Annotated in this window: 15 protein-coding genes; 11 read left to right on the top strand and 4 right to left on the bottom strand. The window is 28.7% G+C overall.

Features of this window, described 5'->3' with window-relative positions; all coding sequences use genetic code 11:
- The 3 genes from I4U89_RS12840 to I4U89_RS12830 all read left to right on the top strand — a co-directional run.
- On the top strand, positions 1–525 hold a 525-nt coding region (locus I4U89_RS12840), incomplete at its 5' end, for a pyridoxal-dependent decarboxylase (RefSeq protein WP_243279218.1).
- Between the two features lie 204 nt (positions 526–729).
- On the top strand, positions 730–1,791 hold the full coding sequence (locus I4U89_RS12835) for a DUF2776 family protein (protein WP_195940741.1): 1,062 nt from the start codon (positions 730–732) through the stop codon (positions 1,789–1,791).
- 332 nt (positions 1,792–2,123) lie between these two features.
- Complete coding sequence (locus I4U89_RS12830) at positions 2,124–3,527, top strand: glutamate decarboxylase (protein ID WP_195940740.1); 1,404 nt, start codon at positions 2,124–2,126, stop codon at positions 3,525–3,527.
- Positions 3,528–3,589: 62 nt separating this feature from the next.
- Here I4U89_RS12830 and I4U89_RS12825 read toward each other — a convergent pair whose 3' ends face one another.
- A complete protein-coding gene (locus I4U89_RS12825; protein ID WP_195940739.1) occupies positions 3,590–4,306 on the bottom strand; it encodes a DUF3298 and DUF4163 domain-containing protein in 717 nt (238 codons plus the stop codon).
- Positions 4,307–4,490: 184 nt separating this feature from the next.
- Here I4U89_RS12825 and I4U89_RS12820 point away from each other — a divergent pair, with 184 nt between their 5' ends.
- Both I4U89_RS12820 and I4U89_RS12815 read left to right on the top strand, forming a co-directional pair.
- Positions 4,491–5,363: a class I SAM-dependent methyltransferase gene (locus I4U89_RS12820; protein ID WP_092921558.1), complete on the top strand. Its 873-nt coding sequence runs from the start codon at positions 4,491–4,493 to the stop codon at positions 5,361–5,363.
- A complete protein-coding gene (locus tag I4U89_RS12815) occupies positions 5,363–6,034 on the top strand; it encodes an RluA family pseudouridine synthase (RefSeq protein WP_195940738.1) in 672 nt (223 codons plus the stop codon). Before I4U89_RS12820 ends, I4U89_RS12815 begins: the two co-directional genes overlap by 1 nt.
- Before the next feature lie 102 nt (positions 6,035–6,136).
- Here I4U89_RS12815 and I4U89_RS12810 read toward each other — a convergent pair whose 3' ends face one another.
- Entirely contained in the window at positions 6,137–6,313 is a 177-nt protein-coding gene (locus I4U89_RS12810; RefSeq protein ID WP_195940737.1) for a hypothetical protein, read from the bottom strand.
- Between the two features lie 238 nt (positions 6,314–6,551).
- On the opposite strand from I4U89_RS12810, the gene I4U89_RS12805 reads away from it, so the two are divergent.
- Genes I4U89_RS12805 through I4U89_RS12795 form a run of 3 tightly spaced genes read left to right on the top strand, consistent with a single transcriptional unit; the run spans position 6,552 to position 7,973 of the window.
- Positions 6,552–7,268, top strand: coding sequence for a UPF0489 family protein (locus tag I4U89_RS12805; RefSeq protein ID WP_195940736.1), 717 nt, complete (start codon positions 6,552–6,554; stop codon positions 7,266–7,268).
- A 36-nt stretch (positions 7,269–7,304) separates the two neighbouring features.
- Complete coding sequence (locus tag I4U89_RS12800; protein ID WP_092921552.1) at positions 7,305–7,802, top strand: SEC-C metal-binding domain-containing protein; 498 nt, start codon at positions 7,305–7,307, stop codon at positions 7,800–7,802.
- 9 nt (positions 7,803–7,811) lie between these two features.
- On the top strand, positions 7,812–7,973 hold the full coding sequence (locus tag I4U89_RS12795) for a hypothetical protein (RefSeq protein WP_195940735.1): 162 nt from the start codon (positions 7,812–7,814) through the stop codon (positions 7,971–7,973).
- 204 nt (positions 7,974–8,177) lie between these two features.
- Here the strand turns inward: I4U89_RS12795 and I4U89_RS12790 are convergent, their stop codons facing one another.
- Both I4U89_RS12790 and I4U89_RS12785 read right to left on the bottom strand, forming a co-directional pair.
- The gene (locus I4U89_RS12790) at positions 8,178–9,098 is read right to left on the bottom strand and encodes a pseudouridine-5'-phosphate glycosidase (protein WP_195940734.1); all 921 of its coding nucleotides are present in this window, start codon (positions 9,096–9,098) and stop codon (positions 8,178–8,180) included.
- Positions 9,092–10,186 carry a PfkB family carbohydrate kinase gene (locus tag I4U89_RS12785; protein WP_195940733.1) on the bottom strand — a complete coding sequence of 365 codons (1,095 nt, stop codon included), beginning with the start codon at positions 10,184–10,186 and terminating at the stop codon, positions 9,092–9,094. The genes I4U89_RS12790 and I4U89_RS12785 overlap by 7 nt, the downstream gene beginning before the upstream one ends.
- Before the next feature lie 168 nt (positions 10,187–10,354).
- Between I4U89_RS12785 and yabG the strand changes: the two genes are divergently transcribed.
- The 3 genes from yabG to I4U89_RS12770 all read left to right on the top strand — a co-directional run bounded on the left by yabG (position 10,355) and on the right by I4U89_RS12770 (position 13,272).
- Positions 10,355–11,215 carry a sporulation peptidase YabG gene (gene yabG / locus I4U89_RS12780; RefSeq protein WP_195940732.1) on the top strand — a complete coding sequence of 287 codons (861 nt, stop codon included), beginning with the start codon at positions 10,355–10,357 and terminating at the stop codon, positions 11,213–11,215.
- Positions 11,216–11,362: 147 nt separating this feature from the next.
- A complete protein-coding gene (locus tag I4U89_RS12775) occupies positions 11,363–11,629 on the top strand; it encodes a Veg family protein (protein WP_092921540.1) in 267 nt (88 codons plus the stop codon).
- Between the two features lie 92 nt (positions 11,630–11,721).
- The gene (locus I4U89_RS12770; protein ID WP_195940731.1) at positions 11,722–13,272 is read left to right on the top strand and encodes a DUF3794 and LysM peptidoglycan-binding domain-containing protein; all 1,551 of its coding nucleotides are present in this window, start codon (positions 11,722–11,724) and stop codon (positions 13,270–13,272) included.
- Positions 13,273–13,295 lie beyond the last annotated feature (23 nt).

Genomic DNA, 13,295 nt, shown 5'->3' with positions numbered 1-13,295 from the left:
GAGTACTTACCAAAAGAATTAATATTTGAAGTAAGTTATCTAGGTGGATCAATGCCAACTATGGCTATAAACTTCTCAAGATCAGCAAGTCAAGTTATAGGACAATATTATAACTTCTTACGTCTTGGATTTGAAGGATATAGACAAATACATCAACGTACAAAAGAAGTAGCTATGTACTTAAGTAGAGAAATAGAAGCTACTGGTTTATTTAAAATCTATAATGATGGAGAAAATTTACCAATAGTATGTTACAGATTAAAAAATGAAGATGATGTACAATGGACATTATATGATTTAGCAGATAGACTAGCTATGAAAGGATGGCAAATACCAGCATATCCATTACCAGTTAACCTACAAGATACAATAATACAACGTATAGTATGTAGAGCAGACTTAAGTCATGATATGGCTGAATTATTTATAAGAGACTTAAAAATGGCTATAAATGATTTAAATAATGCTAAGATATTAGTTCATGGTAAAAAACAAGAAAATAAAAAATATGGATTTACTCACTAAAAATAACTTAAATTATAATAAGATTTTAGTAATCAAACCTTTAATCTAACTTGGTAAAATATATTTAAAAAAGCAATTGGAATTAAATATAATTCTAGTTGCTTTTTTAAATAAGATAAGTAGCTATGAATCAAGCTAATAATTAATATGTAGGTATTGGTTTGATTTTTATCTACTTTCAAATTTTTTTTGGAGGTAAGAAAGATGAATTATTATATTAGTATATTTTTTAGGGCGATACCATTACTTATGGGAGTGGTATGTCTAGGTTATGGGTTTTATGTGAAAAATTTAGGACAATTAATAGGATCTGAGTTTGTAGTTGCAGGCCATGTTCTGATATATTTAACAGCTATATGTATTGCACTATTTACCACTGCAGCAACTATAATAAGACAGCTTATAAATAAGTACAATAATTTTGATAAATGGGTTTTACCAAGCATAGGTTATTTAGCATCAATATTTACAATGGTATCAGGAATAATGTTATTTGAAACAGCAGGTAAAAATCCAGCATATATTGTTTCAGGAAACGTAGTATTTGGATTAGGATTAATAGCTTGTTGTGTTTCAACAGTTGCAACTTCATCAACTAAATTTCTTTTAATACCTAAAAATAGTTCTAATTTAAAAGAAGGAGATGAACCTGAAGATTCTTTTAAAGAATCTACAGCTAAAATATTAATATCAGTACCTGTTGTTTGCGCATTAATTGCTTTTCTTAGAGGTCTATATTTATTAATGTCATCTTCAGCTACTGATAACTTTGTAGCAGGCCATGTACTAATAGGAATCTCATTAGTTTGTACTAGCTTAGTAGCACTAGTAGCTAGTGTTGTAAGACAAATACAAAATAAGTTTACAGAGAAAGAACGCTATAAATGGTCAATATTTGTTGTTATATTAGGAACTATAGATATAATATGGGGGATAGCAGTACTTTCAATAGCTACAAATCCTGCTTGGATAGCACCAGGATTTGTTCTAATTGGATTAGGGATAGTATGTTACAGTATATTAAGTAAAGTACTTTTATTAGGAATGGTATGGAGAAAATCAAATCCATTAGCTAAGAGAGTACCTTTAATACCGGTAGTAACAGCACTTATATGTTTATTTACTGGAGCATTTTTATTTGAAGCTGAAATATTTAATATAGCATACTTTATACCAGCGCGTGTAATGATTGGGCTTGGAGCCATTTGTTTTACATTATTCTCTATAGTATCTATATTAGAAAGTGGAACTTCATCTTCAAAATAATTAGCTTAAATAAGAAAAAATGATTTTAATATAAAATTTTATTGCAAAAAAGAGTATTTTATGATGTATAGAATTTATAATATACGTTGAAAAATACTCTTTTATATTTTAAAGAAAATTTAGAAAAAAGAAAAAATATATAAAAAAATTGTAAAAAAATGAAAAAATAATGTTTAGTACACAAAAAACGAGGTATATATATAGTATAACAAACAACAAAACAATATATAAAAAATCTAAAATGAAAAATGCTCAATAATTTGAGCTAAAAAATTAAATTTCTAATTATTAATATTAATAATTAGAAAAAATGATATTAGGAGGAATCAAAAATGTTATTTAGTAGAAACGACAGATTAGGAGACAAATATGATACTCCAGTATTTGGGACAGTAGAATCTGGCTCTGAGGTAGCCAAAGATGTTTTAGGGAAAGATTCTATTGCTCCAAATGTGGCATATCAATTAATAAAAGATGAGTTAATGAATGAAGGTAATGCAAGACTTAATTTATGTACATTCTGCCAAACTTATATGGAGCCAGAAGCAACTAAACTTATGGCAGAAACATTAGAAAAAAATGCTATAGATAAGTCTGAATATCCACAAACAACTGAAATGGAAAATAGATGTGTTAGTATGTTAGCAGATTTATGGAATGCACCAGAAGATATGAAATACATAGGTACATCAACAGTAGGTTCATCTGAAGCATGTATGCTAGGTGGTATGGCTATGAAATTCAGATGGAGAAATAGAGCAAAAGAAGCAGGAATAGATGTAAATGCTAAGAAACCAAACTTAGTAATATCTTCAGGATATCAAGTTTGTTGGGAAAAATTCTGTGTATATTGGGATATAGAAATGCGTTTAGTACCAATGGATGAAGAACACATGAGTTTAGATGTAGACAAAGTGTTAGATTATGTAGATGATTACACAATAGGTGTAGTAGGTTTACTAGGTATAACATATACAGGTAAATTTGATGATATAAAAGCATTAGATGCTTTACTAGAAGAATATAATAAAACAGCTAAGATATCAGTACCTATACACATAGATGGTGCATCAGGTGGTATGTTTGTACCATTTATAGACCCAGAACTTGAATGGGACTTTAGATTAAAAAATGTAGTTTCAATAAGTACATCAGGTCATAAATATGGATTAGTATATCCAGGTATAGGTTGGGTAATATGGAAAGATGAAGAATACTTACCAAAAGAATTAATATTTGAAGTAAGTTATCTAGGTGGATCAATGCCAACTATGGCTATAAACTTCTCAAGATCAGCAAGTCAAGTTATAGGACAATATTATAACTTCTTACGTCTTGGATTTGAAGGATATAGACAAATACATCAACGTACAAAAGACGTTGCAATGTATTTAAGCAAAGAAATAGAAGCTACTGGTTTATTTAAAATCTATAATGATGGAGAAAATTTACCAATAGTATGTTATAGATTAAAAGATGATGCCAATGTAGAATGGACATTATATGATTTAGCAGATAGATTAGCAATGAAAGGATGGCAAATACCAGCATATCCATTACCAGTTAATCTACAAAATACAATAATACAACGTATAGTATGTAGAGCAGACTTAAGTCATGATATGGCTGAATTATTCATGAGAGATTTAAAAATGGCTATAAATGATTTAAACAATGCTAATGTATTAGTTCATGGTAAAAAACAAGAAAATAAAAAATATGGATTTACTCATTAAGAATCACAAAAATTATTTAAAAAGAGTATGACTTAGTCATACTCTTTTTTTAATTATATATTTTATCTAAGATAATATTTAAAGTGTCTAGCGTTTAAGGGATTAATATTTTGAGGAGAACAAAAGAACCTAGGATTAATGTAAGGGGCAAATCTTTCAAAGGACATTTTAAACTTAGGTACTCCTAGATCTTTAGGTGCTATCTCATCTAACTCAAAGTATATAACGACTCCATCATCCGTTATATAGAATGCTTGATCTTCTGGAATATATAAATCGTAGTTTTCATAATATAAATCTCTATTTTGGCTTATTTTATAGTTAACATAGTTAGTAATAAGTGTTATATAATCAACATTTTCTTTAAAAATATCTCTAAGATAGATAGTTTTTCCATTATTTAAGTCAATATTAAAATTATTAAGTTGGTTATAAAGTAGGCCTTCATTTTCTACAAATCCCTTAAGTGTTAATATTGAGCTTAGTACATAGTTTTTATTAAATGTAACAGCATAGCATGACATAATATTAAACTTTCTATCAATATCCTCTTCTTCTTTTAAGGTTCCTTCTTTAAAGTCATTGACATTAGCCTTTATAGTACTATTTAATTGGGAAAGTATAGAAGGGTTAACCTTAAAATATGTATTTTTAAAAGCATAAAAAGAAGGATACTGTAAATCGTATGAAAATTTTCCATCTCTCCCAAAGTCTTCATTAAATTTTATATGCAACAAATTATATATACAGTTGTATCCAACTTGAGAATTTCTCATCATAAAATCGCCCCCTATTAAAAATCAATTATTATATATGATATGCTAGGAAACTAAATATAATTAATAAAAAATAAAATTATATATACATAAGAATAAGTATATAAAGTATTGAAAATACCGAAAATATTAGGTAAATATATGATATAATACATAGATTAAGATTAAAAATTTTAGGAGGACATAAATGTTATTATTAGCAGATAAATGGAAAGACTATGAACTTATAGATATGGGTAACGGAGAAAAATTAGAACGTTGGGGAGATATAGTTTTAAGAAGACCAGACCCTCAAGTTATGTGGCCAATACCACATGAAAGTGGATTATGGAAAAACCCTCATGGACACTACCACAGAAGTAGTAGAGGTGGAGGACAATGGGAGCATAAAAAAAAGTATCCAGAAAAATGGACTGTTAGCTACAAAGAATTAAAGTTTAATATAAGTCCAACAGGATTTAAGCATACAGGATTATTCCCAGAACAAGCAGCTAACTGGGATTGGTCAATGGATAAAATAAGAAATGCAGGTAGACCAATAAAAGTACTTAACTTATTTGCATATACTGGTGGAGCAACAGTAGCTTGTGCAGCAGCAGGGGCAGAAGTATGTCATGTAGATGCATCTAAAGGTATGGTAACTTGGGCTAAGGAAAACTTACATACATCAGGCTTAGGGGATAGAAAAGTAAGATTTATAGTTGATGATGTTGTTAAATTCGTAGAAAGAGAAATAAGAAGAGGAAATAAATATGATGCTATAATAATGGACCCACCTTCATACGGAAGAGGACCAAAGGGAGAAGTGTGGCAAATAGAAGATAAGTTATATGGTTTAGTTGAGTTATGTACAAAAGTATTATCAGACAAACCATTATTCTTCTTAATAAACTCATATACAACAGGATTATCACCAATAATACTTGAACATATATTAGATGCTACAGTAGCTAAGAAAGCTAAAGGTGGAAAAATATATGGTGGAGAAATAGGTATACCTGCATCTAAAGATGGTAAGGTATTACCATGTGGTATATTTGGAAGATGGGAGTCTAAGTAATGATTAAAGTCATATACGAAGACAACCATTTACTAGTTGTAGAAAAACCTGTAAATATACTATCTCAAGGTGATGATACAAATGATAAAGATATGGTAAATCTTTTAAAGCAATATGTAAAAGAAAAGTATAACAAGCCAGGGAATGTTTATATAGGATTAGTACATAGATTAGATAGACCAGTTGGTGGAGTTATGGTGTTTGCTAAAACATCAAAAGCTGCCTCTAGGCTATCAGATCAAGTAAGAACTAAAACTTTTAAAAAAACATATAGGGCAGTTATACATGGAACAATGAATAAAGAAAGTGATACTTTAAAAGATTATCTTTATAAGAATAAGAAAACTAATATGGTTAGTGTAGTAAGAAAAGACCATAAAGAAGCAAAGAATGCTGAATTAAGCTATAAAACTTTAAGTACTAAGGGGAAATTTAGTTTAGTTGAAATAGATTTAAAAACAGGAAGACCACACCAAATAAGGGTACAATTTTCAAGTAGAAAACATCCTCTGTTTGGGGACCAAAGATATGGACAAGATGTAAATAAAGTTGGACAACAAATAGCTCTATGGTCTCATAAAATAGAAATAGACCATCCTACAACAAAGGAAAGAATGGAGTTTGTTTGTGAACCACCACAAGAACATCCTTGGAACTTATTCGTTAAATAAAAATATTGTATTTGATAAATTATATGAAATATTTTTATATAAGCTAAAAAAGTGAAGTACTTCAAAATTATTTAATAATCTTGAAGTACTTCACTTTTTAATTTATAAGTTATTATCGAAACTTAGTGCTAAAGCACTATTTAGATTTATTAAGTCTATAGAATCTTCTTCAATATTATATTGCATAGTATTAACACAAAAACCGTCAGTTGTTGCATAAGCTAAAAATGTTAAAGCTAAAGGTATTGAAAATATTGTTGTTAATATTAATGTTATCATTTTATAATTCCTCCTAAAATATTTAATAGTCTATGTTAAGTAATTGATATTTTAAAATTTAAATAAGTTGTTCTTTCTATATACATATTATAAGATAAATATACAAAAAAAGCCTTACGTATAGATAACAGATTGATTACATTAGTGTAAGATAAAAGATAGGTAATTAGAAAATAAAAAAATCTTAAACTATATAGTATAATAATTTAGATAATAAATTAAAATAAAAGGAGATATTATGGATAGATACAAAGGATTTTATATAGATAGACCAATAGGAAATAATATATTTTCTTATGAGGAAAGAAGTAATAAAAGTATATTTGTACCATCATTAATAGAAGGTACCTTAGAAGATGTTGCTGTTGGTGAAGAAATAGTGTTTAATGAGATTGATGAAGATAAAGAGATAAAGGCTAAGGGCCTTAAAAATATGGTTTTTTATAAAAAAGAAGATAAGGATATTTATATTTTCGATAATCACAACCATGCTCTTTATTTTTGGATAAATAGCTTAAAATCAAATAAGTTTAAAAAAGGTTGTAAATTAGTGCATATAGACCAACATAAGGATATGAGGGAACCTGAAAATTACGATGTAGATATGAATAGCCTTAATGACGTATTTAGATATACAAATGAAGTACTTAATGTAGGAAACTTTATACAGCCTGCATTAAAACACAATATTTTTTCAGAAGTGATAATAATTGATAGTTCCTATGGATTTGAAATGAATATAGAAGGAGAGTATGTGCTAGATATAGATCTAGACATATTTTCTAAAGATATGGAGTATATTTCTTATGAAAAGAGAGTATCTAAAATAAAGGAATTAATAAAAAGTGCTAAAGTTATAACTATAGCAAGTAGCCCTTTCTTTATAGAACAAGAGTATGCTATAAAAGTATTAAAAGAATTATTTAATTGTGATATAATAGAAGAGTTAATCTAATAATTATATTATAGAAGGTTTTAGGAGGAAAAACGTATGAGTTTATATACTGAATGGAGAAACTTAAGTGATAACCATGAAAGTCAAGAAGCAGAAGTAAAGTTCTGGGAAGATTATTTAAAAGTAGAAGCTTCAATATACAACGAGTTATTAAACAACAAGCAAGAAGTTGTAGAAGGTGTAGTTAGCGAATTAGCTGCTAAGTACAATACATCAGTTGAATACTTCATGGGATTCATAGATGGAATAAGTGAGAGTTTAAAAGAAGATATAACATTAGAAACTATAGAAGCAGATAGCACTATAAAATTAGATATAGATTGGGAAAAGTTATACTACAATATGGTAGCTGTAGAAGCTCATTGGTTATATAACTTACCAGGCTGGAATGAAATATTACCAGAAGCTAAGAGAAAAGAATTACAAAAAGCTTACAAGACATCTAAGACAGTTGTTAAAGAAGAAAAGGTTGGAAGAAATGACGCTTGTCCATGTGGAAGTGGAAAGAAATATAAGAAGTGTTGTGGAAAGTAAGGTAAATTTATGTTTATTCTAAGATACATGAACGAAGATGATGATTTATCAGTAAAGGAATTTACAAACTTAAGTGAAGTAAAAAGCTATATATCTGAAAACAGTCTAGAAAGAACATGGCATCAAATAGAAGAAATAAAAAAAGTAATACCTAACTTAAAAGAAGACTAATATGAAGGTTACTCTAATGAATTTAAATTGTTGGAGTAACCTTTTTTATAGTTAGTATTTGAATACTTATCTATATACATATACTTTAGAACATGATTAAAGGCACATTAATAAATGATGTGCCTTTTTGGGTTATAGTAAACTATTAAATTATATAATTTAGAGTTCTAATTTTTAAACAGATAATAAATTAGGAGTAATATATTACTTATTTATATCTGCTAAATCCTTGGCGATATTAGCTGCAACTCTAGCGTTGTTATAAACTAATTCTATGTTAGATTCTAAACTCTTACCAGCAGTTATTGTTTTAACCTTATCTAATAAGAAAGGAGTAACTTTTTTACCTGCTATATTTTTTTCTTCAGCTTCTTTTAAAGCAGATTCTATAGCATTTGTTATAGTGTCATACTCCATTTCGTGTTCTGTAGGTATTGGATTGCCTATAACCATACCACCTTTTAAATTTAAGTCCCATTTAGCTTTTAAAGCGGTAGCAACTTCCATAGGAGAATCTACTCTATAGTCAACACCAAACCCACTTCTTCTTGTGTAGAAAGCAGGGAATTCATCTGTACCAAATCCTACTACAGGTACACCGTTAGTTTCTAAGTATTCTAATGTTAAACCTATATCTAATATAGATTTAGCTCCTGCACATATAACAGCAACATTTGTATTAGATAATTCTTGTAAATCAGCAGATATATCGAAAGTTTTTTCTGCTCCTCTATGAACTCCACCAATTCCACCAGTGGCAAATACTCTAACTCCTGCCAAATCAGCTAATATCATAGTAGTAGCTACTGTAGTAGCACCAGTTAATTTTTTAGATATAATAAAAGGTAAATCTCTTCTACTAGCTTTAACAACATCTTTGCTTGTTCCTAAGAATTCTATTTCTTCTTCAGTAAGGCCAACTTTTAACACACCATCTATGATAGCAATTGTAGCTGGAACTGCTCCATTTTCTCTTATTATTTTACTTACGTTTTTTGCCATTTCTACATTTTTAGGATATGGCATACCATGAGAAATTATAGTAGACTCTAATGCAACTACTGGTTCCCCTGCTTCTATAGCTTTTTTAACTTCTGGATGTACTTGTAAATATTTTTCTAACATAAAATCATCTCCTTAAGTATTTTTTCAACATTGTCTACAGACATATTTGGATTTATTGTATTTTTATGTGATAGCGCTATTATTGATGATGCTACAGAGAATTTAGTTGTATACTCTAGGTCAAAATCATTCATATGACAATACACTAAACTTGCTGTAAATGCATCTCCTGCCCCTGTTGCATTAACTATATCAACCTTTACTCCATCTAATTTAATGGAATCTTCTTTAGTTGAAGAAAATACACCATCTTTTCCAAGTGTAATAAATACTCTATTTACTCCCTGGTCTAATAGGATTTTAGAACAAAGTTCTAAGTCTTTTAAATTATTTATTTCTATTCCAGATAAAGCTTCAGCTTCAAATTTATTTAGCTTTAGAGTGTGGAATCGTCCTATTATATCTTTTATCTTCATACACTTTGCTGTTGAAACAGTATCAACAAATATAGGAATATGAGAATACTTAGAGGTTATATATTCTATAGCCTCTTTAGATAAATTTGTATCTATTACAATTGCTAATGAGTCATTAATAAATTGATGTTTTGAGTTTATATATGAAGTATCTATTTTTTCTAAAATGTCCATATGAGATATAGCTACTTGCATATCATTAGAATCATTTAATATTGAAACATATATTGAAGTCGGCATTTCATTGGAAACAAAGCAATCTTCAACATCTATTCCAAGTCCTTTACATTCTGATAGTATCTTATTTCCATATAAATCATTTCCAATGGCAGAAATAAGCTTAGTATCTACCCCTAATCTACACATATTTTCAGCTATATTTCTCCCAACACCACCTAAAGATATATCAACCTTACCTGGATTAGAGTCAAACATAACAAGAGGTGAGTTAGTAGACCCTTGAATATCCATATTAGAACCGCCGATTACAGTTACATAATTACTTTTATTTAATATATAACCTTTTCCCCTGATATAACCTTTTTTCATTAGGTTAGTTATATGTACTGCAGTGGAAGAACGAGTTATAGATAATCTATCCGCTAGTTCTTGTTGAGAAATCATAGGATTTTCTTTCAAAATATCTAAAATTTCTTTTTCTCTATCAGTCATATTTATCTCCTGAAATAAATATTTGCTTATATCGATAAGCATTTGTTTAATATTATATTAACATTATCTTTTCAATTTTTCAACAATAAAATGTTTTTATTCTTAAGGAACAAAAAAAAGTATCGAACATAATATAGATTAAGATAACAGTTATTAGGGAGGACGACTATGAATATAGGAGATATAGTAGTAAGAAAATCATATGGGAAAGATATAGTATTTAAAATAATAGCTTTTAGCATAGATGAAAACAATGAAAAAGTGGCAATATTAAAAGGGGTAGCATTTAGAATATTAGCTGATGCACCAATAGATGATTTAGAGGCAGTAAGATTACCAAATATAAGAGATGTTTTATTAGATAAAAATGTAGAGTCCTTAATATCTCAATCAATGAGAAAAGCAAAGGAAAGAGAAAAAAAGATGAATAGGGCAGTTCCGAAATTACAAATGAATACAAATGTTTATGGTATGCCAGGAAAGGTCCTTCAAATTGATGGAGATAAAGAATATCTAAAACTATGCTTAGATGTTTATACAGAGTTAGGAATACCGGCAGTCGGAATTGCTATACCAGAGCCTAATCAGTATAAGGAAGTACGAGCACTGTTAGAAAAACATAATCCAGATATACTTGTAATCACTGGTCATGATGCTTTAACTTCTAAAAAGGGTAGCACTACAGATTTAAGTAATTATAAAAATTCTATGAATTTTATTAAAACAGTAAAACAAGCTAGAAAGTGGCAACCTAGCCTAGATAATTTAGTTATATTTGCTGGAGCGTGCCAGTCAAACTATGAGCAGTTAATAAAAGCAGGAGCAAATTATGCAAGTTCTCCAGGGAGAATAATGATACATGCTTTAGATCCAGTTTTTGTGGTAGAAAAAATAGCTTGCTCAAGAATAGATACTATAGTACCAATAGAAGAAGTAATAGAACAAACTGTTACAGGTATGAAAGGTATAGGTGGATCAGAAACAAGAGGCAAATTTAGATGGGCGATGCCTAAATCTATAATTTATTAAAAATAATACCAAATTATACTGTATATTTTAAAAAATACTATTGACTTTTTAATCAAAAATATATAAAATAATTAGTTTAAACATTTGACAAAAACTCTTAAATGTGATATTATGTAAACATATAATCGTTTAAGAGAAGGTGATATTATGGCCACTGTTCAAACGCTAGATAATATAAGAACTAGCTTAGAGAGGCACTTAGGTAAAAAGATTTTACTTAAGGCAAATAAGGGAAGAAAACAGATTGTTACTAAGAAGGGGATACTAGAGAATGTTTATCCAAGTGTATTTGTCGTAAAAATATATGATGAAGCAAATGGTTATTCAAGGGTATCTTACAGTTACTCTGATTTATTAACATCTAACGTAAAGTTGAAAGTATTTAAACATCAAGATAAATTAAGCGTAAGTTAAAATTATGCCTATCAAAAATAGGTGTAATTTTTTTTTTGTTCCTTAAATATAAATATAGTGTGATAGTTTTATTTAATACAGGGGGGACGAAGATGGAATTAATTAAAGATGTAATTAAAGTAGATAATAGAATAGACTTCGGTAAATTTCAAACGTTTATAGAATCAGAGGTAGTTGTACCAGATAAAAAAGCAGATGTATATGACATTATAAAAACAGAAGGTTACATAGCGATTAAAAAAATAGAGGTAGCAGATGGCAAAATACATTGTAGGGGAAGTTTTAACTATAATGTAATATATATAGCAGATGACAAAAATACTGTTTCTAGTGTAGATGGAAGAATTGATATAAATGAAGTTATAGAAAAGGAAAATATAGTCCAAGACATGGAATATATGTTATATCCTGAGATTGAACATGTTGATTGTACTATTATGAATGAAAGAAAAATAAAAGTTGGTGCTCTTATGAATGTAAGAGGTAGCTTATTTGATAAAAAGAGATTAGATATAGTTAAAGATGTATCTCAAGTTGAAGGGATACAAAAACATAGAAAAGAGATAAGTTACCAAGATATTATAGGTATAGAGAAAACAGAAAGTGTAATAAGGGATACAATAAATGTTAATACAGAAGAAATACAATCTATAATAAGTTTAAATCCAAATGCTAGGATAAAAGAAACTAGGATAGCAGACAATAAAGTAATAGTTGGTGGAGTGCTAGAAGTAAATCCATTGGCTTGTACATATGATGGTGAATTAGTAGAGCTAGATAGGATAGGGATAGATTTTACACAATTTATAGAGGTTCCTGGAGCTTGTGATGGTATGACAGAAGAGGCTATGTTATTTATGGGAGATTTCAACCATACATTTAAGCAAAATGGCGATAGCAATACAGGTATACTAGACATAGATTGTACAGTTAGTAGTAAAGTTAAGGTAACAGATGAAACTACGAGAGAGGTATTACAAGACGCGTACTCTCCTCAAAAAATATTAAAATTTGATCACAGAGCTATAGATGTAAATAAAATACTATATAGTGGAACAGAAAATTTTGTTGTAAAAGAAACTATAAAAAATGATAAAGACGATATACAAATAAAGGATATAGTTAGTGTTTGCCCATCAATATCGATTGAAAATGATTATATAGAAGATAACAAGAGTGTTATCCAAGGTATAATAAGAGTAGATATTCTTTATGTTCCAGTAGAAGGGCTAAAAATGGTTTATAGAATAAGCGAAGAGATTCCTTTTGAGCATGATATAGAGATAGATAGATTAACAGATACTTGTAAGGTATTTAATACAGTTAGTATAGAAAAAATAGATGTAGATTTAAATAGAGATGAAATAGATCTTAATATGAAAATAAAGAGATTTATTGAGGGGATAGATAAGAAGTCAGAAAGTTTCATAATAAAGGGTGATGATTTAGGAATTTATGATTTATCTAAGGCTCCAAGTATAATAGTTTATATATGCAAAGAAGGAGATAGCCTTTGGAATATAGCTAAGAAATATAATACCACAGAGGAAGAGATAGCAGAGGTTAATGAGATCAAAGTTGATGAACCATTAAGACCAGGAAAATGTTTAATATTAGAAAAGAAAGTCGTTTTAGCAGATTAAAATATATTATAAAAAATAAAATA

It is taken from the genome of Romboutsia sp. 1001713B170131_170501_G6 (genome assembly GCF_015668195.1).
Lineage (GTDB): Bacteria > Bacillota > Clostridia > Peptostreptococcales > Peptostreptococcaceae > Romboutsia_C.
This window is presented reverse-complemented; position numbering and strand designations above follow the sequence as displayed.